Raw genomic sequence first — 21,210 nt, forward strand, 5'->3', positions numbered from 1 at the left:
GCCGAGAGCTTCTTCAATCTTCTGAAGCGAGAGCGAATACGCCGCAGGGTCTACCGCTCACGCGATGAAGCTCGCAAGCACGTGTTCGACTACATCGAAATGTTCTAAAACCCGAAACGCAAGCACGTCAGGAACGGGATGCTGTCGCCCTTAGACTTCGAGAAGCAGCAGAAAACCTAACCCGAGGCTGTCTACGAAACTCGGGGCTATTCAACCGTCTGTCTCGTCGTCGGCATGGATCACGGCCACGGCCGTTTCCAGGTCTTTCAGTGCAAGTCGAATTGGTCGGGATCGGTCTTCTCGGACTTGCGCCCAAAGGCTACCTGCTTGAAGGCTGCGACCAGCCTCTCCAGCCGCTCGCTCCTACGAGCCTCACGCGCTGTTGCCGCGATCGGCATCGCTTTCAGGGCAGCAACATCATGGGGAAGATTGGCGGTATCAAGCATGGCAAGAAACTACAGCATCCGGACCCGTTTTGCCTTTGGAATCTGCCGTGCGAGTCATCGTACTGCCTTGACAGGTCGGCGTGTCCGGCGCTGACATCTCCACAACCATGGCCGCGAATTCGATTGCGTCGTCCGGCTCAGGCAACACGAGCTTGCCCTGCCGGACCGGTGTTCGCGAGGACGAAAGGTCGTTGGCCTTCAGGCCGTCTCGCTCGGCCACTTCATTCACCGGCACGAACCGCGCCTTGACCTCGTCAGGTCAGTCGCGATGCGCCTGACGTCGGTCCCGCCGTGTCGTGAGAACCTCCAATGCAGTCCCCATGGAACAACTCCCTTTGGGTCATACATGGAACGTGGATCACAGATCACCGCAGGCAAGACAAACTCGGAGCAGAACATCGCTGCAGGCCTGCAGGGGAGCCGGTGTGGTTCAGCCAGCGCACCGGGGGGCAGGCAGTCGCGGTGGTGAAAAGAACTCTGGGATTGCAACCAGTTGCCGAATATATCGGAAGTCGAAAACTAAAAGTTGACAACCTCTCCGGAAGAACGTATATGTTCATTATCGATATTTGCTTGCTTAGCTTTGGTTTTTGCGCATTTAGCATCGCGCCCTGAACGAACCTTTTCTTTCAAAAATCGCTATCACATCTGCAGCGCAGCGAGCGTTGCGGTCTCTTATTGCTATGAAAGGGTTCATCATGACCACTGGCACAGTTAAATGGTTCAATTCCACCAAAGGCTTCGGCTTCATTCAGCCTGACAATGGCGGCGCCGATGCGTTCGTCCACATCTCTGCCGTCGAGCGCGCCGGAATGCGCGAACTCGTGGAAGGCCAGAAGATCGGTTACGAGCTGGAGCGCGACAACAAGTCGGGCAAGATGTCGGCCTGCAACCTGCAGGCCGCCTGAATCATCCCGGTATCCGCTCTCCCTTGACCACGGATGTACTGGCACTGTCGAGAGTATGATACCAGCAAGGTCAGGCAGTTTGCCTGGCCTTTTTTGTTGCCGCTCTGCGGCCCCCCATCCGGAAAAGTCCATGTCACAAACACCCAGCAAATCCCGCCAGAAGGCGGAGATCGCGTTTGCCGATGCCCAATCGCAATTCTTCGCCCGCAACAGTGCCGTAGAGGAGCTCGATTCCCTCGTTCTGGCCCGCGAAGAAAAGACGCGGCGACTTCGTGAAGCCCGGCTTGCGAAAGAATTGAAGGACCGCGAGACGGCGACCGCCTCTCTTCTCGCCAAACGGGCAGAACGACCTCACCTCACTGCAACGCCATTTACAGGACGATGATTTGAAGAACGCCAGAACCAATGACCTTTCCGACCGTCGTACCGCGGCGGAGGAAGCGAAGGTCGCTCTCCTGAACGCCTATCATGCGGCAAGGGCTGTCGATGAACCCGCCAGATCGGCGAGACAAGCGGAACGCATGGCCGTCGCGGCTGCCAAGGAAGAGCGGCGTCTAGAACGCGAACGGATGAAACGCGACGAGGCCGAGCGCCGGATGGCCGAGGCAATTGAGCGGCAGGCTGCCGCAGATGCGGCGGCACGCGCTGAAACAGAAGCGCGAGAAACCGTGGAAAAAAACCGCATTGCACGGGTGCTCGAGGACGAGGCCGCTCGCAAGGCTGAGCGTGATCGGCGCTATGCCAACCGCAAGGCCCGACGCGCCTAGCATTCGGGTTTCGGACATTCGATCGAAACTGCGGGGCCGCGGGGCCCTGCGGCGCCAGGCGAAAACGGATCCCTCCAGCCGTCTCTTCTCGTGCGGTTGCAACCCCGCCCACAATCGCGGTGTAAACCGCTGTCAAAGATCCGTTACATCGGAAGGAAACCCCATCGATGGCAGAAAACCCCGGCGAACTCCAGGCAATCAACACAGCCTGGCAGATCGCAATTCAGGAAATCCTGCGGATGGTAATCCGTGACATGTATCACGCAGGTGGAGAGGAAGCCTTCCGGGCGAACATCAAGCGCATCGAAGAGGCTGCGGTGGACAGCATTTATTCCGACCTGCGGCTACGCGGCACAAATGAATGGACCGAGGTGCTCGTGAAGGACAAGGCGAGCAATTTCGTCACGTCATTGCTGACGTCGTTTACATACGATCGCTCTTGACTAAGGGGGGAGACTGCCGATCGGCTCTGCCTCATTTAGTGATCGGAACGAGCGGCACGTTTCGCGCAGTAAGCAAAGCACCTTGGGCGCCGGCGATGAGGTCGGAATCGATCATGAAGGTCGCCCGCGCTTATGGCGACTTTTTCTTCCAAACTCCGGGATCAGACGGCTAGGAAGCGGCCCCAGGCCGCTCATTCGCGCTGTGCTAGACTGGCTGCTCTATGTAGTTCGTTTGGCAGGCCCGCCGTTGCGACCGCGGGTCGCGTCGATGAACCTGTGCTGGCCCAAGATGCGGATCACCTGCCCCAGGTGACTTTCCGACGCGTTGCAGGCCGCCGCGATGTCGGATTTGCACACCGCGACATCGTCATTGACGGCGCAGAACATCAAAGTTCGAATGGCAATGTTGGTGCGTGTGGTCAGGCACACAAGCGAGGCTTCGACGGACGGATCACGATCCGCCGTGTCGGTTCGTCTTCGCTTTCGGTCCCGGCCAGCAGGCGATTGCCGGCCGGGATTTTTCTTGTCCTTAGAACTTCACGCGAAACTGGGCATTGAGGCCATTTTCGCTGGCGTTCTTGCCGAACTGGCCGGCATAGCCGATGCCGATCGTGGCGCTGTCATCGAGCTTGAGGTCGAGGCCGGCTTCGACGAGGGCTGCGTTGCGGTCGAGCGGCGTGCTGGAGACCGTAAAGGCATCGCCGGTCGCAAAGCCTGCGGTCGAAGTCGGGCTGACATCGCCGAAAGCATAGCGCCAGCCGAGCGTGCCGCGGGCGACCGCGATGACGCCGCCCAGATCGAAATCGTGCGAGGCGCGCATGCCGAGCGTCGTATAGGCCGTGTCCATCGTCGAGCCGTCGACGGTGAGCGCCGAAAGGCCTCCGGTTTCGGTAAAGCTGTCGGTCTTCAGGTGGCTATAGGCGAGCGCCGCAAAGGGCTCGAGCGCGCTTTCACCGAGATCCACCCGGTAGCCCAATTCACCGAAGGCGTTGAAGCCCGTCGCATCGTAAGCGCCCTGAAGCGTCTCGCCGAGCGCGGCGACGGAACGGCTGGTATCGACATCATACCAGGTGTAGCTCAGGCCCGAGCGGAAGGAGAGCTTGCCGATCTCGGTGCCGGCATAGACGCCCAGGTGATAGTTGCTGCTGTCGCCGCTGCTCTCGTCGGTGTTGAAGTCGCTGTCGCTGTGCCCGGCGGACAGGCCGACCCGCCAGCGTTCGGAAACCTTGCCGTCCGCACCGAGAAGGAAACCGCCGATCGAGCTGTCGGTGCCGGAGGCGCCGTCGATACCATCCTCGGTCGCGCGGGAGCCGAAACCCGAACCCCACACGGCAAAGCGATCGGGATCGGCGACGCGCGCGGTCTTCTTCGTTTCGTAGGCGGCGAAGGGGCCGTTCGGGTCGGCTGGTTTCTCCTCGGCATAGCCGAGGGCCGTCACTCCGGAGGCGCGGCCCGGGCCGGCGCTTTCGAACGCCGAGCGTATGCGGTTGTTGATGGCGGTATTGAACGCGGCCGATCCCTGAGACATCGCTGCCTGCTGGCCTGCATAGCTGGCGCCGGACATCTGGTCATAGGCCTCACGCGCCTCTTCGGCGGTCATCACCAGCAGGGTGTTGTAGAGCGAAAGCGAATCCCCCGTCTGATCGAGCGTGTCGAGTGCGCCGGCGACCGCATGCTGGTTCGCGCTGCTGGCGGCGCTCGTGAATACACCGCCACCCGACGAGTTCGCCGCCACGGTCAGATAGGCATTGTCGTCATGATAGGTCGTCGACAGTTCAAGGAAAGCGGAGCTGGCCAGACTGCCGCTGATCGCGTTGGCGAAGGTCCCCGTCAGATCCGTGGCGGCCGACAGGATCGTATAGGTCTGACCCATCCTGTAGCTCGTGGCCGAATCGAGAGACGACACGGAGAGGGTGGCGCCGTTGAGGGTCGCGGTCCCTGTCACGTCGATCAGATCGGACGATCCGCCGGCGAGATTGACGGCATAGGTCGATCCTGCGGAAAGCGTCAGGTCGCCATCGACGCTGAGCGCGCCGAGCTGCCCCGAAAGGCCGGGCGTGATGGTGCCGCCGGAGGCGACTGTCGTCGTCCCGACAGTGCCGGTGCCGCCGAGCGTGCTGTCATCATTGACGGCAAGCGTGCCGCCGAGCGCGCCGGTGACCAGCACGGTGCCGCCGCGGATGGTGGTCGCTCCGCCGAAGCCGGAGCTGTCGGCCGAAAGCGTCGTGGTACCGGAATAGAAATCGACGTCGCCGGCGCCGGACAGGGCGGCGTCAAAATCATAGTCCGTGTCGGTATGGTTGAAGACGAGAGCACCGTCGCCGGCGCCGAAGGAGACGGACCCGACGTCGAGCGTGCCGGCGGCAACGGCGGTTTGTCCCGCTGCGGCGCCGATGTTGACCGTGCCCGTCGATCCCGACAATTGCCCGATCTGCAGGATTCCGGACCCGTTGCCCACCCTCATGGTGCCGCCGTCGGCAACGGTCAGCGTGCCGGTGCTGCCGCTCGCGTAACCGACGGAAACGGTTCCAGCAGAGGAAACAGATCCGTCGTCCGTCACCAGCATGGTGCCGTCGCCATTCCAGCCGATGTTCAGCTCGCCGGTCGACAGCGATGAACCATCGCCACGGATTTCGGCATAACCCGTACTGCCGCTGAAATTGCCGAGATAGGTCTTGTTGGTGCCGGTCGTGGAAACCGAACCGCCGTCGCGCACATAGAGGGATGCGTCACCGCTCAGACCGACATACAGCCGGTCCGAGGTCAGGCGCGAGCCGTCCCCGGTTACGGTCAGCGTGCTCGTGCTGGGACCGCCATTGGCGATGAAGACATCCGTTGCGATGGTGGCCGTGCCGCCATCGGCAATGGTCATGGTTCCATTGCCGTTCCAGCCGTTGACCAGAAAATCCGCGGTGAGAGAGGATCCGGTCCCGCTGATGTTGAGCGTACCGGCGCTGCCGGCGGTCCAGCCCAGATAGGCCTTGCTGGTGCCGGTCACGGTATAGGACCCGCCGTCTAGGATGTTCAGGATGCCGGTGCCGTTTTCGCCCATATAGAGACGATCGGACCTGACCGAGGAGCCTGCCCCCGTGATCGTCAGGGTGCCCGTCGTGTAGCCGTTCTTTCCGAGCGTGACGTCCTGCTCGATGGTCGCGGTGGCACCGTTGGAAAAGGTCGCCGTACCATTGCCGGTCCAGCCGATATTGAGGTCGTAAGCCGTCAGCCTCGTGCCGGCATCCGAGAGGTCGAGCGTACCGGTGGAATTGCCGAAATAGCCGACATAGACCTTTCTGCTGACGCCGGTGGCGGTCAGCGATGCCCCATCGGTCAGCGAGACCGCGCCGGTGCCCCCAAGGCCGATGTAATAGCGGTTGGCCGTGAGACTGCCGCCGTTGACGATCAGCGTGCCGTCGCTGCCGAGCTGGTTTCCGACGGTGATATCGACATTGGTGGTCAGCGAGCCGCTGTCCGTGACGGTGAGGGTCGCGGTGCCGGTGTCGCCGATGATGTAATTTTCGCCCGTGTCCGCTGTGTCTGCGTTGTCGATGACCGAGGAACCGGTGTTGTAGACCGTATCGGCCGCGAAAGCCGGGCTTGTGGCGACAAAAGGAATGCAAAGGGCGGTTGAGGCCAGGAAGACGTTTTTAAGGGGCATGTCTGCAATTCCATATTTCGCCGGCGAATCGGCGGATAAAGACTTTTTTAATCAAAACAGCCCTGTAGCATGTCGAAGGCGTCGACGAGCGCCTGTGTGGGACCAATTTTGGGCCTTTCGCCTCAGGTCGCGGAATCGTCGTCCGTACACGGGCTTCGCTCGACGCAGATAGCCCTGTGGAACACGACAAGGCTGGCGGTTCGAGCAGGACGGGAGCTGGCGGGGCGTCAGGTGTTCGGGGACGGGTCCGGAGTGCGCGCTATGTTGCCTTCGCTTGTTTGGAGGCGGCAGCTCCTCCTGAGAATCGACCGGATCTGGAACGAGGGGACGGCATTCCGTTCAATCATCTGATCTTGAAGGTCCGACACTTCCTGCCCGTCGCGTGCGCGCGTAGCGCCGGACACGAAGGCGCAAAACAGCGCATCTTTCGGAATTTGGTTGTGCATTTTGTGTAATGGTATCAAGGTGAACAGGATAGTTCGCGGCTCCGTTGTGCCCATTTCAAACAGTAAATGGCTGGTATCCCAAGCGGTTTTGGCACGGCGATGCCGTTGAAGATCGCTTCACAATAGGCCACCGATCAAGCAAAAGGGCGCCGTCTTGGCCGGCGCCCTTGATGAGCGTTAAGACAGGTGGTGCGACTTGGTCAGGCCGTAAACCGGCGTGTCGATGCCGACCTGGCGGGCCTTCAACTGAAGCGACAGATATTGCGAATAGTGGCGCGACTGGTGCAGGTTTCCGCCGTGGAACCACAGCGCTTCCTGCTGCGTCGGTTTCCACATGTTGCGCTGCTCGCCTTCCCAGGGACCTGGGTCCTTGGTCGTGTTGGAGCCGAGGCCCCAGCACTTGCCGACCTTGTCGGCCACCTCGCGTGAGATGAGATCGGCCGCCCAGCCGTTCATCGAGCCGTAGCCGGTGGCGTAGACCACGAGATCGGCGGGCAGTTCCGTGCCGTCCTTGAGCACCACGGCGTTTTCCGTCAAGTGGGACACGTCGACACCTGACTTCAGCTTGATCGAGCCGTCGATGACCAGATCGCAGGCCCCGACATCGATGTAGTAGCCCGATCCACGGCGCAGATATTTCATGAAGAGACCGGAATCGTCGTCGCCGAAGTCCAGCATGAATCCGGCCTTTTCGAGGGCCTTGTAGAACTCGGCATCCTGTTCGCGGATCTTGTTGTAGATCGGGATCTGGAACTCATGCATGATCCGGTAGGGCAGGGAGGCGAAGATCAGATCGGCCTTGCGCGTCGTCATGCCGCCCTGGACCGCCCGCTCGGAATAGAGATCGCCGAGGCCGATCTCCATCAGCGAGTCCGACTTGACGATATGGGTGGACGAGCGCTGCAGCATGGTGACATCCGCACCCGCCTCCCAGAGCGCCGCGCAGATATCGTGGGCGGAGTTGTTGGAGCCGATGACGACGACTTTTTTGCCGGCATAGGCGTCCGGGCCGGGATGCTGCGAGGAATGCTGCTGCTCGCCCTTGAAGATCTCCTGGCCGTCGAATTTCGGCACATTGGCCTTGCCGGACATGCCGGTTGCAAGCACCAGTTGCTTCGGCCGCAGCACCACTTCCTTGCCGTCGCGCTCGACGACGACGGTCCATTCGCCGGTCGTCTCGTCATATTGTGCGGACTTCGCCGTGGTGGAGCCCCAGTAGTTCAGCTCCATGACCTTGGTGTACATTTCCAGCCAGTCGCCGACCTTGTCCTTGGGCGTGAAGACCGGCCAGTTTTCCGGGAAGGGGATGTAGGGCAGGTGATCGTACCAGACGGGATCGTGCAGGCAGAGCGACTTGTAGCGCTTGCGCCAGCTGTCGCCGGGGCGCTCGTTCTTCTCGATGATGATCGTCGGCACGCCGAGCTGGCGCAGCCGCGCGCCGAGTGCGATGCCGCCCTGACCGCCGCCGATGATGACGACCTCGGGCTGGACCGAATAGCCGAGTTCGGCGGCCTCATTCTCGCGCTTTTCCTTCCACGTCTTGCGATCCCGGTCATGGCCGTGTTCGGCCCCCATCGGACGGCGAAAGCCCTTGGGTTCCTCATGGCCCTTCAGCTCCGTCATGGTGGTGAGCAGCGTCCAGATCAGGCCGTCCTTCAGGCGGATATGGCCATAGCCGCGGGCGACGCCGGTTTCGAATTCGAACCAGCCGTCGGTGACGCCGCCGGCCTCCGAGGCGGCCTCCTTGGTGTCCTGCACGAAGTTCGAGGGTTTTGCGGCGGATAGCTGGCTGGTGAGCATGTCGCGGATCTGCTCATGGCCTTCCAGCGTCTTCAGGTTCCAGGTGAATGTCACCAGGTCGCGCCAGTAGCAATCGGCCTGGAACAGGTTGACGGCGGCGTCGATGTCGCCGCTTTCCAGCGCCTGCCCGAGCTTTGAAAGCATCGTGTCGATCTTGGTTCCGGGGCTGATATCAAGCATTTTTTCTCCTCCATGGATGCTTGGGGGTGGTCATGGAACGCCCGCATGGGGCGTTCCGGAAAGCGTCAAAGCCTCCGCCGGCCGGGCTCCTCTCCCGGGACAGGCGTCGGCAGAGATGCTTATTTCGAAAGATCGATCAGGATCTTCAGATGGGTGCCGGCCGGATCGAGCAGGACGTCGAAGCCCTCCTTCACCGCCGTATCGAGCGTGATGCGCTTGGTGACGATTTTGGTCGCCGGCAGCAGGCCCGAGGCGATCAGGCGGATCACGCGCGGCCAGTAATGCGTCGGATAGGCCCAGGAGCCCTTGACCTCTAGGTCGCGGAACGTGACCTGGAACCAGTCGATCGGGTTTTCGTGCGGGTGCAATCCGGTCTGGACGACCACGCCCTGTTTGCGTACCGCATCGACGCAGGCCTTGAGCGCATGTTCGTTGCCCACGCATTCGATCGCCACGTCGCAACCGACCTGTCCCTCCGTCTGCGCGCGGACGACATCGCCGACATTGTCGCGCTTCGGGTTGATCGTGATGACGTCGGGCAGCACGCTCTTGGCCAGTTCCAGCCGGGCATCATTGAGATCGGAGACGAAGAGCTGGGCGGCACCGGCCGCGCGGGCGGCAAGCAAGGTCAGCATGCCGATCGGCCCGGCGCCGGTGACGAGAACGCTGTTGCCGGCGGTGACGCCGCCGCGGTCGCAGGCATAGACGGCAACCGCCGTCGGTTCGACGAGTGCGGCCTCCTCGTCGGTCATTTCGTCCGGGATCTTCTGTACATTGTACTCGTTGACCATGGCGGCTTCCGCCATGCCGCCGCCATCCCAGCTCAGTCCCACCAGCGCCAGCTGCGTGCTCAGATGGAAAAGACCGCGATCGGCGAAGTAGTCGCCGGAGCGCGGCATGACGAGCGGCTGGATCGAGACGCGGTCGCCGACGGCGACGGACGTCACGCCTTCGCCAACGGCCTCGACGACGCCGCCGAATTCATGGCCGAGGACCTGCGGACCACAGGCTCCGGTGAAGGGATGCGGCTCCTTGGGAATGAAGATCGGACCGTAGCTGTATTCGTGAAGATCCGTTCCGCAGATGCCGACGAAGCGGTTGCGCACGAGAACCTGTCCGGGCCCCGGCTGCTTCGGCTCGGGGATATCGTCGAGCCGCAAGTCCTTGGCTGCGTGAAATCTGAGTGCGCGCATGTTTCCTCCATTGGCTGCTTTTGACAACAGGAGAGGAGCAATGCCCGTGCCAGCGGCGCGCGCCGGGGCTGAGGACTGAAATGCTTCGGCTTTTCGCGCCGGCGGCGGCGTTACATGCCACAGCTGTGGCGCGTCAGCTGTGGCGGGTGCCACAGTGTGGTGCTTAATGCGGACGGTCTATGCCGAGCCGTCTCATGCGGCGATGCAAGGTCGTTCGATCGATGCCGAGCCGGCGGGCGGCTTCGGATACGTTGCCCTTGCAGGCGAGAAGCACCGCCCTGAGGTCGGCCTGATGGCTGTCGTCGCCAAGGATCGACGTCATGCCGGACAATTGGTCCGGCAGGTCCGCCACATCGACCAGACCGTCGTCACACAGTGCTGCGGCAAAGGCGATCGCATTGTCCAGCTCGCGGATATTGCCCGGCCAGGGATAATTGAGGACCAGCAGTCTGGCGGCGCTGGAAAGCCTGAGCGGCCGGCCGTCCGTGCCGTGCTTTTCGAGCAGCCGTTCGAGCAGCCAGGGCAGGTCCTCGCGCTCGCAAAGCGGCGGCAGGGAAAGCACCGCGGCGTTCAGCCGATAATACAGGTCTTCGCGGAACGTGCCGGCCGCGACCATGTCGGCCAGCGACCGATGCGACGCCGAAAGTACGCGGAAATCGACCCCGCGCGGAACTGAACCGCCCACGGGCAGGACTTCGCCTTCGGCCAGAACCCGGAGCAGCCGGCTTTGCGCGGCATAGGGCATGTCGCCGATCTCGTCGAGGAACAGGGTTCCGCCCTGCGCCTCCTCGACCAGCCCCTTGCGCCCCTTGGCGAGCGCGCCGGTAAAGGCCCCCGGCGCATGGCCGAACAATTCGCTCTCGATCAGCTGTTCGGGGATGGCCGCGCAATTGACCGCAACGAAGCGGCCGGAGAGCCCGCTCACCGTGTGGACTATGCGGGCCAGATATTCCTTGCCGGTTCCGGTCTCGCCCTGGATGAGGATCGGCAGCCGGCTCGGTGCGAGTTTCGTTACCTTGCGCCTCAGTTCGTCGACGGCCGGAACGTTGCCGCCCAGGCTGCTCATCGCCGGCGGTTGGCGGGATGGACGCGCAACGGGCACGCTCACCGTGCGCTGCTGCGGCTCGATGGCATGGGCAAAGAGCGTGGAACCGTCGCGCACGGCGATCCGCCGGTCCTGCGGCAGGCTGGCGCGGGTAAGCGATGCGAGTTCGTCCAGCCCCGCTTCGAAGAAGTCGGTGACCGGTTGTGCGATCAGAAGCTCGGACCTGCGCCAGTCGAGCCCGCGAGAGGCCGCAAGAAGCCGCGCGCCGCCATGGGTCATACCGGTGATGCGGCCCGTGCCATCGACGGAAATCGCCGCTTCCGGATCGACGTCGAGGAACTCGGGGGCGCCGGCAAAGCGTAGCACCAGATCGTGGCGGCTGCTGGCCATAAGGTTGGCGAGCTCGATGCGTCGCACTGTCGAAGAGACGAGATGGCGCGCCATGTTCTGGCTCGCCTTCAGGATCGGCGAGCTGAGGAGCGAAATGTCCAGCACGGCCGCCAGGGCGCCTTGCGTGTCGTAGATCGGCGCGGCAGTGCAGGAAAGCGGCGTATGGGTGATGTCGAAATGGTCGGTCTGGTGGATGGTCAGCGCCTCGCCGGTGGCGATGCAGGCGCCGACGGCGCAGGTGCCGGCGAGTGGCTCGGCCCAATCGGAGCCGAGATAGAGGCCTGCCTTGCGCAGATTGTTGTTGAAGGAGGGATCGCCGAGGAATTCGACGGTGACGCCCTGACGGTCGGAGAGCAGCAGCACATAGTTCTGCTCGGCTACCTGACGATAGAGACGCTCCAGACCGGAGCGGGCGATGTGCACGAGGTCTTCCGCCTGCTGGCGATGTTCGCGCAGCCGCGCCTGCGAGACGATGACCGCCTCGCGCGCCTTTGCCGGATCGAGCTGGTAGGTGTCGAGGCAACGCCGCCAGGATTCCACGACGATGGCGTCGCGACCGGTGTTGCTTCCTTGGCCGACCCGCTCGATCTCTTTTACGTGATCCGCAAAACCCATCAAATCACCGGCTCTAGTGGCCGCCTCCCGTGATATTGCAGGAGATCATAGCCGCAATCGCGCGGGCTGCCTAATCCTTCGGGGTAATTCGACCTTCATCCGGGAACACGAGCCGAGCGCAAAGCCGGGGGAGCGAACACCGTGGGGGCAATTCAATTGCTTATCCCGAGAGATGCCTCCAAATTCCGCCGGCCGGTCACTTGGAACGCCCGGCCGGAGGCAGTCGGTCCAGCCTCTCCCTATAGGTCGCTTTGCTGCGGCTCCTGCGGCTACCTTTTACCGGTCCTTGGCGTGTCGAGAATTGCCGCTTTCCCGCCCGGCGGTCGGCGCTATGCTGAAAGCTCCGATGCTCTTGATTGCCTACCCCGGATCTCGCACTGGTGCGGTTTTGATCCGGTCAGATGCTAGGGGCCGTCGCCCCTCGCGCGGTGAAGGGTGCGGTCTCCCGAGGTTGCGCGCAATTTTGGGTCCGCCGCTTGGCTCTGGCTACCATCACCGGCAACGGTGACATGCATCTGAAGAACTGGTCATTGATCTGTCGAGGTGCTGGCGACAAACCGCAACTCGCGTCTGTCTACGATGTGCTCTCGACGGTCCCCTAAATACCTGCGGATGCCATGGCACACTCGCTTGCCGGCGAACGACCATTCAAGGCCATGGCGCGCAGCGATGGATAGCCTTTGCCAATCGCGCCCGCCTGCCGGAGGCGACCGTGCTTAAGGCGGTTGTCGAGACGTTCGAGCGCGTCAACGAGCTCTGGTGGTCACTGCCGGAGCGAGAAGCCGTTCCGGCAAAGGTTCTCGACAGGATCGGTACCCATGTTCGGCTAATGACGCCCATCCTTTGCACCTGCGCAAATTGGCTTGGCGTGTCTCTCCTGCACAGCGGCGCGCCGCTCGGCTCACGGTTCCGGCACGCTTTGCAGGAAGTCGAAATCGCAGCCTTCGTCCGCTTGCAAGACATGATCGCGATACAGCATGTCATAACCGCGCGGCGCAGGGCGCTTCTTAGTCTTCTGCTCTGCGCGCCGCGCTTCCAGTTCCTCATCGGAGACGAGAAGGCGGATCGAATGTCGTTTGACGCTGAGCGCGATCCTGTCGCCGCTGCGGATAAGGCCGATCGGCCCGCCCGAGGCGGCGTCCGGCGCGACGTGAAGCACGATCGTGCCATAGGCGGTGCCGCTCATGCGCGCATCGGAGATGCGCACCATGTCCTTGACGCCCGTGCGGGCAAGCTTGGCCGGGATCGGAATATAGCCGGCCTCCGGCATGGCGGCATCGCTGAGCGGGCCGGCATTCTGGAGGACAAGAAAGTCGTCCGCCGTCACGTCGAGATCGGGATCATCGATGCGTGCGGCCAGATCCTCGAGCGAGGTGAAGACCACGGCGCGGCCGGTCTTTTCGAAGAGGTCCGGATCTGCAGCCGAGCGCTTGATGATGGCGCCGCGCGGAGCCATGTTGCCGAATACGGCGAGCAGTCCGCCATTGTCGCGCACGGGTGCGTCGATCGGCCTGATGACGTTTCGATCCACCCAGGGATCTGCGGCTTCGATCCGGTCTCCGATCGTCTCGCCGGTGATCGTCCTGCAGTCGAGATGCAGCAGATGCCGCAACTCGCGCATGACAGCGGGAATGCCGCCGGCGGCATGCAGGTCTTCCATATAGGCACTGCCCGTCGGCTTGAGATCGACAAGCACGGGCGTCGTGTCGCTGATCTCGTTCATGCGCCTGAGATCGATCGTCAGTCCGAGGCGGCCGGCAATGGCTGCCAGGTGGATGATGGCATTGGTCGAGCCGCCGATCGCCATCAGGATGCGCAGGCCGTTTTCCAGCGCCTTTTCCGTGATGATTGTCTTCGGAGTCTTGTTCGTGCCGATCAGTGAGACGGCGATGCGGCCGGTTTCCTCGGCCATACGCAGGCGATCGGCATCGACCGCTGGGATGGCGGCCGAACCTGCCGGCATCATGCCGATCGCCTCGGCGAGCGAAGCCATGGTGCTGGCGGTTCCCATCACCGCACAGGTGCCGCTGGTCGAGGCGAGACGCTTCTCTACTGCGTCGATCCCCTGGTCGTCCACGTCTCCGGCGCGGTAGCGCTGCCAGAAGCGGCGGCAGTCCGTGCAGGCGCCGAGGCGTTCGCCGCGATGGCGGCTGGTCGACATGGGCCCGGCGACGAGCTGGATCGACGGCAGGCCCGCTGAGACCGCTCCCATCAGTTGGGCGGGAACCGTCTTGTCGCAACCGCCGAGCAGGACCACCGAATCCATCGGCTGGGCGCGGATCATTTCCTCGACATCCATGGACATCAGATTGCGGAACTTGAGGCTGGTCGGGCTGAGGAACACCTCGCCGAGCGAGATCGTCGGAAACTCGACCGGCAGGGCGCCTGCGGCCAGCACGCCCCGCTTCACCGCCTCGATCATCTCGGGAAAGTGGCGGTGGCAGTTGTTGAAGCCGCTTGCGGAATGGGCGATGCCGACGATCGGCCGATCGAGCATCTGCCGGCTGTAGCCCATCGAACTGGCAAAGGAGCGGCGCAGATAGATGCTGAAGTCGCGGTCGCCGTAGTTCGTCAGGCCGCGCGCAAAGCCCTTTGCCTTGTTGGTGGTCTTGTCGTCCTCGCTCATGGCCTGCTCCTCACGCGAACCGCATTTTGATGTACTTGGCTTCGAGATAGTCGAAGATGCCGAGTTGGCCGCCCTCGCGCCCCATGCCGCTCTCCTTGATGCCGCCGAAGGGAATTTCGGCGGCGGCCAGCAGCATGTCGTTGACCCCCACCATGCCGACTTCGAGCGCCTCCGCCGCCTTGTTCGCACCCTCGAGCGAACGCGAGAACACATAGCCGGCAAGCCCGAAGGGCACGGCATTGGCACGCCTTACCGCATCGTCGAGATCGGAGAAGCGGGCGATCGGGGCGATCGGCCCGAACGGCTCCTCGCTCATCACGGTGGCATCGTCCGGCACGTCGCCAAGGACGGTCGGCCGATAGAAGAAACCGCGATTGCGATCGGCCGGGATCTCTCCGCCGGCCAGCAGCGTCGCGCCTTTGCCGATGGCGTCGGATACCATTTCAACGATGCGCTCGCGGCCACGGGCATTGGCCATCGGCCCCATCTCGACGCTGTCGTCGCTGCCGCGGCCAATTTTCAGGGCGCTTGCGAAATCGGCCATCGTGCGGGCAAAGGGTTCGTAGATAGACTGGTGGACGTAGAAACGGCTCGGTGAAATACAGACCTGGCCGGCATTGCGGAATTTGGCGCGGGCGCAGGCGGTTGCGGCCGCAACCGGGTCGGCATCTTCCAGAACCAGTACAGGCGCGTGGCCGCCAAGCTCCATCGATACCTTCTTCACCGTGTCGGCGCATTGCCTGAGGATGAGTTTGCCGACCGGCACGGAGCCGGTCAGCGACACCTTGCGAATGACGGGGGAGGCGATCAGGTGGGCGGAAATATCGGAGGACTTGCCGCTGACGACATTGAGCACGCCGGCCGGAAGACCGGCCCTGATGGCGGCTGCTGCGATGTGGAGGGTACTGGAGGGCGCTTCCTCCGATGGCTTGACCACGACGGGGCAGCCGGCCGCCAGCGAGGCCGCGATCTTGCGGGCAGGCAACAGGGCCGGAAAGTTCCAGGCGGTAAACGCCGCCACCGGGCCGACCGGATCGAAGCGGACATTGAGGCGCACGCCGGGGTCCCGGCCATCCAGCACATGGCCGAAGATGCGGCGCGCCTCGTCGGCATACCAGTCGAACTGATCGATGGCGGCATTCCATTCGCCGGCTGCCTCCGCAATCGGCTTTCCGGTTTCCGAGCTCATGTCGCGCGCGGCACGGTCGGAGACGGCGCGCATCTCGGTGGCGATGCGGCGGAGGAGGGCGCTGCGTTCCCAGCCGGGAACCTTGCCCCAGCGCGGGGCTTCGCGGGCCAACACCGCGAGCACCTCGTCGAGGTCCGCAGCATCGGCCGAAGGCAGGTGGCCAATGATTTCCTCATCGACGGGGTCGATCACGGGCCGGGTCCGTCCGCTGTGCGATGCACGCCAGTGACCGTCGATCAGCAGTCCGAATTCTTCATACATGGTCGTTCTCTCAGATCAGGGTGCGGGCATACTGCCGCTGGACGTCATCGACCCAGTTGCCGACATTCCACTGGCCATAGGCCCCGAGGCCCACGGCCGGGTCAGCGCCGAAATAGACTGGCACGTGGACGAGGCTCAGGCCCGGCCAGGAATGCGCTTCCTCGAGTGCAGCCATCAGGCTCGACCCGTCATCGCCGCCGGACAGGGCGCGTACGCCGCTTACCGCACTTGCAAGCCGCACATAGTCGACCGCGACACCGTCATTGGTGCGGAAGTCGCGGCCGTATTGCGCGTGCTGCAGGTGGCTGATGGCGGCCATGCGCCGATTGTCGAGGAGCAGGATCGTGCCATGGACGCCGTGCTCGACACCGTCGATCAGCACTTGCGGGTTCATCATGAAGGAGCCGTCGCCGGTGAAGGCGACGCCGTAGCGTCCCTTGTCGGCAATCCCGGCAGCCAGAAGCGCACTGACGGCAAAACCCATGTAAGACGCGCCGGTCTCGGTGAACGTCTCGAACGGTGCTTGGTCCTCGACGATCTGGAAGCCGTTGGCCTGCACGTCGCCGGCATCGAAGAACTTCAGCGCGCCGTGCCGGCGGCAGAATTCGGCGGCATGGTGGATGACCCGCGGCTGGGTCATCACCGGCCTTTGCCAGACGGTGTCGTAGAGCGGCGGCGAGGAGGTCTGCCGAGCGAGAAACGCGTCCCATTCCGCACGCTTGGCACGGCCGGCTTCCAGCCATTCTGCCTTGCCGGGGTCGATCCCGCCTCCGCAGAGCATGGCGGCCAGCCGTCCCGCAACGATCGATGCGTCGCCCGTCAGCGCAATCGTATTGTTGTAGTGCTGCACATCGATCGGATCGGCGTTGATGTTGATGACCTGGCGGACCTTGGGCCAGCCGATGCCGGAGCAATCGGCCTGGCAGACGGCGCGGCTGCCGATGACGATAAGGAGTTCGGCTTCGTCCATCACCCAGTTGCCGCTGATCGAGCCCTTGGAGCCTCCGACACACATGGCTTGCGGATGGTCGGCCGGCATGACCCCGCTGGCGCCAGGGCTGGTGACGACGAGCGCACCGGACGCCTCGGCCAGTTGCCGCACGGATTGCGCGGCCATGCGGCTGCCGCCCCCGAGCTTGATCGCCACCTTAGCGCAGTTTTCGATTCTGTTCGCGGCTGTGCGTAGCGGGTGGTCATGAGCGGGCGCGAGCGCCGGGAATACCGGGCGCTCGGGCAAAGCGTCGAGGCGCAGGGTGACCGGAGCCGGCTGGGTGTTGAGCGGCAGGTTCATGTAGAAGGGACCGGGCCGCCACGGGTGGAAGACGCATGTCGCGCCCTTGCGCAATCCATCCCGCAGCGCGCCCGGCGTATGCAGCGTGTAGGCGCTTCCCATGAGGGAGGTGATCTGGGCAAAGATGCCCTGTGCCGGCTTCGGCACCTGCTGCATGTTGTAGCCTTCGCCCTGCGTCGTCTCGTCACCGTAAAGATGATAGAGACCGACCCCGTTGGAGGCGGCGGCAAGCGAGGCGGCCATGGCCTGGAAGGCGCCAGGTCCGATCGAGGTGACGACCGCGCCGACCTCGCCGTAGACCCAGGAGAGGGCCGTGCCGGCATGTGCCATTTCCACCTCGTTGCGGAACTGCCAGCAGCGCACCAGGCCTTCGGCCTCATAGGCATCAAGGACATCGGCGAGCGCCGTGCTGCCATGGCCAAAGATTGCCAGATATTTGGTGACGCCCTGGCGCATCAGGCCGATGACCAGCGCTTCGACAAGCGGCATGGTGACGGGCATGGCAAGGCGGCCGGCATCGATCGCGGTTTTGAGGCCACCGGCAGCATTCAGCCATGCGGCGCGATCGGCGGCCGTATGCGCCGGCCCGTCGGGAAAGGACGGAAGGGTCATTCGGACCTCCCGATCCGGAGATCCACCGGACGGCCGATGCGAGCCGATTCCTCGGCGGCGAGCGCAAAGCGGAGGACTTGCCGGGCCTGGCGCGGTGTTAGCACGGGCGCGCCGCCCGTCCGGATCGCGTCGAGATAGTGCCGCGTCGACAGGACGAAGCTCTGTTCCCATCCGGTCGGAATGTCGCGGAATTCCGTGAGCCTGCCGTCGCTGTAGAGCACGACCGGCGGGCTGTCGGCGAGCCGGCCGTGGCCGCCATTGATCCAGATGACGCCCTTTGTGCCGGTGATCTCGACGCGGTCATCCTGCGCATAGTGCCGGGTCGCCAGCTCCATTTCGGGCGAATAGACGATCTCGAGATTGCCGATGCGGTTGCCGGGGAAGCGGAAGGAGATTTGCGACTGGGCATCGAAACGGATGCCGCCTGGACCTTCGGTGTCGCCGATGAAGGCGTGTACCTCGTCCGGCTCACCCATGAAATGCCAGGCGAGTGCGAACTTGTGGTGGCCATCGTCAAACACCAGAGGGCCGCCGCCGGCCTGATCCTGTTTCTGGCGCCAGGCGTTCGCCGCGGCCGGCACGTCCCAGGCCGTGGCGCTGCGCGCCGGATTGGACTTGATGCGGATGGACAGCGGCGTGCCGATGGCGCCCTGGTCGATCAGGTCACGCGCCTTGAGCACGGGCGGATAGAAGATGAAGTTCTCGAAGATCTTGACCGGCCGGTCATAGGCCTCGGCGGCGGCGACGAGCTGGTCCGCCTCTTCCAGCGATACGCACATTGGTTTCTGCAGGGAAATGATCTTTCCGGCGTCCATCGCCTTCAGCGCGGCGCCAAGATGCAGATGATGCGGCAGGAGGATTTCCACCAGGTCGACGTCGGGTCTTGCCAGCACGGCATCGAGATCGGTCTCGATCGCCACGTCCTTTAGCCCCCACTGCCGTGCCTTCTCCCCGGCCAGGGCCGCATCCCGATCGCACAGCGCGACGATCCGGCTCGACGGGTTCTGGAGATACTCGATCGCATGAAGATCGGAGATGCGACCGGTGCCGATGACGGCGACCCTAATCGGGTTGGTGCTCATGCAATGGGCCTTTCTGTGATGCAGGTATGGATATGGAAGTGACGATATGGCCGAGCTCCACGAGCCGCTCGTCGGTAACGCGGACCGAGGGACCGGAAACGCCGATGGCGGCGATCATCCGGCCGTGCTGGTCATAGATGGGGCGGGCGACGCAGCGGATGCCGGGCGCGAATTCCTCGTTGTCGATGGAATAGCCGCGCGCGCGGGTCCTCGCGATTTCGTCATCGAGCGCGCGGCGCGTGGTCAGGGTGCGGGGCGTGAATGACGGGAAGGGACCTTCGGCCTGGGCCTGGCCGAAAGCAAGAAAGGCCTTGCCAAGTGCTGTGCAATAAAGCGGTGCGAGCGCGCCGATCGGATGATCCACCTTCAGCGGCAGGGAGGAATCGATCTTGTCGATGTACCAGACGCGGTTGCCGACCAGCACGGCCATGTGAGCGCATTCGCCGGTCTCGGCGACGAGTTGCTCAAGCGCCGGGCGCCAGGCCTCCTTCACGGAGATGATGTCGATCAGTGAATGGCTGCTTGCCGCGGGGCGGGCGATCTTGTCCGTCGGCTGGTAACGCCGGGCCCCATCCTGGCTCGCATAGCCGGCAGCCACGAGGGTCTTCATCAGATGCGAGGCGTTGGACTTGTCGACCTCCAGCGCCTCGGCAACGTCGGTCAGCCGGACGGGCTCGCGGCTTGCCGCGAGAAAGTCGAGCGCTTCGAGGCCGCGCGTGAGTGATTGCAAGAGGCGCATCGGTAAACTCCTTCAGGGATATCCTTTATTTGCGTCATGCTAAACAAAAGTACAGCATATGACAACAAATTGCGTGAATTTCGCCTGTATTTGGATGAATTGCCGGTTTTGTTGCGAAATGCAATACTTTTGTGTTGACAGCGGCAACAAATTTGCCAAATTCTGGATTTGCGAGGAGATAAGTTTAACAATCGCAAACTCTACGGGAGGTTTTCATGTTTTCCACTACGCGGCGCTCGCTCATGCTTGCAGCGCTCATGACGTCTGCGGCAGGGCTGGCCGGTCCCGCCTTCGCGCAGTCCAACGAGATTACCATCAGCCACTATTTCACGGGCGAGCTCGGTCTGAAGGCCTTCAACGAGCAGGTCGCGAAGTTCGAACAGGCGTCCGGCATCAAGGTCAAGGAAAGCCCAGTCGGTCACGAGGACTTCAAGACGGACATCCTGGTACGTGCGGCGGGCAACAGCCTTCCGGACGTCTTCAGCTACTGGGCCGGTGCGCGTGTCGACTTCATCGTCAAGTCCAACAGCCTGCGCGCGATCGACGGTATGTGGGGGAGTGAAAAGCTCGACAGCGTAGTCGCCAAGCCGATCGCCGACAGCGCTACGCTTTATGACGGAAAGCGCTTTCTTGTGCCCTTCAATTATCACTATGCCGGCGTGTTCTATAACAAGAAGGTACTTGCCGACGCCGGTATGACCGCGCCACCGGCGACTTGGGACGAATTCATTGCGCTCTGCAAGACGCTGAAGGAAAAGGGCGTGGCTCCGCTCGCGCTTGGCTCGAAGAATCGTTGGCCGGCGCAGTTCTGGTTCGACTACCTGCTGCTGCGCACCGCCGGTCCCGCCTACCGCGCCAAGCTGATGGCGGGCGAAGCCTCCTATGACGATCCGGAGGTCGTTGCAGCCATGACCATGTGGAAGGAGCTGCTCGATCAGGGCTTCTTCGTCGAAAACGCCAATGCCGACGACTGGACGGACGCCGCCGACAAGGTGGCCCGCGGCGATGCGGCCATGACGCTGATGGGCACCTGGATCACCGGTTACTGGAACGGCGTTGGCCTCAAGCCCGGCGAAGATTACGACTTCTTCCAGTTCCCGAAGATCAAGGACGGCATTCCGAATGCCGCGGTCGGACCGGTCGACGGTCTGGTGATCTCCGCCAATGCCGCCAATCCCGAGGGCGCGGAGAAGTTTCTTGCCTTCATGATGTCCAACACGGATGTCCAGGCGAAATGGGCGGAAGCGCAGGGCGCGTTGTCGGCTAACGTCAATGTCGATCCGAAGACCTACAACAGCGTGATGCAGAGCGCTGCCAAGACGGTCGCGGACGCCGAGGCCTTCGCCTTCAACTATGACCTGGCCACCACGCCACCGGTTGCCGAAGTCGGCCTCTCCATGTTCACGCGCTTCATCGACGATCCGTCCAAGCTGGACGAGGTCTTGAAGGCCGTGGCAACGGATGCCAAGGCTGCATTCAAGCAATAGACCCGGGCAAACAGAACGAGGATCGCGGCCCCAAC

15 protein-coding genes and 3 pseudogenes are annotated in these 21,210 nt (G+C 63.2%); 7 read left to right on the top strand and 11 right to left on the bottom strand.

Annotation, left to right across the window (positions count from 1 at the left end):
- Nucleotides 1-180, top strand: a pseudogene (locus ACX93L_RS13740) (IS3 family transposase); the annotation flags it as partial.
- Between the two features lie 36 nt (nucleotides 181-216).
- On the opposite strand, the pseudogene ACX93L_RS13745 reads toward ACX93L_RS13740, so the two are convergent.
- Nucleotides 217-446 (bottom strand): annotated as a pseudogene (locus ACX93L_RS13745) (transposase domain-containing protein); the annotation flags it as partial.
- Nucleotides 447-1,144: 698 nt separating this feature from the next.
- On the opposite strand from ACX93L_RS13745, the gene ACX93L_RS13750 reads away from it, so the two are divergent.
- From ACX93L_RS13750 to ACX93L_RS13765, 4 genes are all read left to right on the top strand, one after another.
- The gene (locus ACX93L_RS13750) at nucleotides 1,145-1,354 is read left to right on the top strand and encodes a cold-shock protein (protein WP_109459583.1); all 210 of its coding nucleotides are present in this window, start codon (nucleotides 1,145-1,147) and stop codon (nucleotides 1,352-1,354) included.
- Nucleotides 1,355-1,484: 130 nt separating this feature from the next.
- Nucleotides 1,485-1,739, top strand: a complete 255-nt coding sequence (locus ACX93L_RS13755) for a hypothetical protein (protein ID WP_459405391.1) — start codon at nucleotides 1,485-1,487, stop codon at nucleotides 1,737-1,739.
- Between the two features lies 1 nt (nucleotide 1,740).
- Nucleotides 1,741-2,121 carry a DUF6481 family protein gene (locus ACX93L_RS13760; RefSeq protein ID WP_459405392.1) on the top strand — a complete coding sequence of 127 codons (381 nt, stop codon included), beginning with the start codon at nucleotides 1,741-1,743 and terminating at the stop codon, nucleotides 2,119-2,121.
- Between the two features lie 167 nt (nucleotides 2,122-2,288).
- The gene (locus tag ACX93L_RS13765) at nucleotides 2,289-2,564 is read left to right on the top strand and encodes a hypothetical protein (RefSeq protein ID WP_459405393.1); all 276 of its coding nucleotides are present in this window, start codon (nucleotides 2,289-2,291) and stop codon (nucleotides 2,562-2,564) included.
- Between the two features lie 219 nt (nucleotides 2,565-2,783).
- On the opposite strand, the gene ACX93L_RS13770 is transcribed toward ACX93L_RS13765, so the two are convergent.
- The 5 genes from ACX93L_RS13770 to ACX93L_RS13790 all read right to left on the bottom strand — a co-directional run bounded on the left by ACX93L_RS13770 (nucleotide 2,784) and on the right by ACX93L_RS13790 (nucleotide 11,888).
- The gene (locus tag ACX93L_RS13770) at nucleotides 2,784-2,993 is read right to left on the bottom strand and encodes an Rrf2 family transcriptional regulator (protein ID WP_459405394.1); all 210 of its coding nucleotides are present in this window, start codon (nucleotides 2,991-2,993) and stop codon (nucleotides 2,784-2,786) included.
- Nucleotides 2,994-3,093: 100 nt separating this feature from the next.
- Entirely contained in the window at nucleotides 3,094-6,219 is a 3,126-nt protein-coding gene (locus ACX93L_RS13775; protein WP_459405395.1) for an autotransporter outer membrane beta-barrel domain-containing protein, read from the bottom strand.
- A gap of 623 nt (nucleotides 6,220-6,842) precedes the next feature.
- Nucleotides 6,843-8,645 (bottom strand): NAD(P)/FAD-dependent oxidoreductase, encoded by a 1,803-nt coding sequence (locus ACX93L_RS13780; protein ID WP_459405396.1) that lies wholly within the window; start codon nucleotides 8,643-8,645, stop codon nucleotides 6,843-6,845.
- A 119-nt stretch (nucleotides 8,646-8,764) separates the two neighbouring features.
- The gene (locus ACX93L_RS13785) at nucleotides 8,765-9,838 is read right to left on the bottom strand and encodes a 2,3-butanediol dehydrogenase (protein ID WP_459405397.1); all 1,074 of its coding nucleotides are present in this window, start codon (nucleotides 9,836-9,838) and stop codon (nucleotides 8,765-8,767) included.
- A 163-nt stretch (nucleotides 9,839-10,001) separates the two neighbouring features.
- On the bottom strand, nucleotides 10,002-11,888 hold the full coding sequence (locus ACX93L_RS13790) for a sigma-54-dependent Fis family transcriptional regulator (RefSeq protein WP_459405398.1): 1,887 nt from the start codon (nucleotides 11,886-11,888) through the stop codon (nucleotides 10,002-10,004).
- A gap of 461 nt (nucleotides 11,889-12,349) precedes the next feature.
- Between ACX93L_RS13790 and ACX93L_RS13795 the strand changes: the two are divergent.
- Nucleotides 12,350-12,747, top strand: a pseudogene (locus ACX93L_RS13795) (HipA domain-containing protein); the annotation flags it as partial.
- Between the two features lie 42 nt (nucleotides 12,748-12,789).
- Here ACX93L_RS13795 and ACX93L_RS13800 read toward each other — a convergent pair.
- Genes ACX93L_RS13800 through ACX93L_RS13820 form a run of 5 tightly spaced genes read right to left on the bottom strand, consistent with a single transcriptional unit; the run spans nucleotide 12,790 to nucleotide 19,688 of the window.
- Nucleotides 12,790-14,514, bottom strand: a complete 1,725-nt coding sequence (locus ACX93L_RS13800; protein ID WP_459405399.1) for a dihydroxy-acid dehydratase — start codon at nucleotides 14,512-14,514, stop codon at nucleotides 12,790-12,792.
- 10 nt (nucleotides 14,515-14,524) lie between these two features.
- Nucleotides 14,525-15,964, bottom strand: coding sequence for an NAD-dependent succinate-semialdehyde dehydrogenase (locus ACX93L_RS13805; RefSeq protein WP_459405400.1), 1,440 nt, complete (start codon nucleotides 15,962-15,964; stop codon nucleotides 14,525-14,527).
- Nucleotides 15,965-15,974: 10 nt separating this feature from the next.
- The gene (locus tag ACX93L_RS13810) at nucleotides 15,975-17,867 is read right to left on the bottom strand and encodes a thiamine pyrophosphate-dependent enzyme (protein ID WP_459405401.1); all 1,893 of its coding nucleotides are present in this window, start codon (nucleotides 17,865-17,867) and stop codon (nucleotides 15,975-15,977) included.
- Nucleotides 17,864-18,949 carry a Gfo/Idh/MocA family protein gene (locus ACX93L_RS13815; RefSeq protein WP_459405402.1) on the bottom strand — a complete coding sequence of 362 codons (1,086 nt, stop codon included), beginning with the start codon at nucleotides 18,947-18,949 and terminating at the stop codon, nucleotides 17,864-17,866. Before ACX93L_RS13815 ends, ACX93L_RS13810 begins: the two co-directional genes overlap by 4 nt.
- Entirely contained in the window at nucleotides 18,930-19,688 is a 759-nt protein-coding gene (locus ACX93L_RS13820) for an IclR family transcriptional regulator (RefSeq protein ID WP_459405403.1), read from the bottom strand. The genes ACX93L_RS13815 and ACX93L_RS13820 overlap by 20 nt, the downstream gene beginning before the upstream one ends.
- Before the next feature lie 215 nt (nucleotides 19,689-19,903).
- On the opposite strand from ACX93L_RS13820, the gene ACX93L_RS13825 reads away from it, so the two are divergent.
- Nucleotides 19,904-21,175 (top strand): ABC transporter substrate-binding protein, encoded by a 1,272-nt coding sequence (locus ACX93L_RS13825; protein WP_459405404.1) that lies wholly within the window; start codon nucleotides 19,904-19,906, stop codon nucleotides 21,173-21,175.
- Nucleotides 21,176-21,210 lie beyond the last annotated feature (35 nt).

The sequence above is a fragment of the Rhizobium sp. CAU 1783 genome (assembly GCF_054551725.1).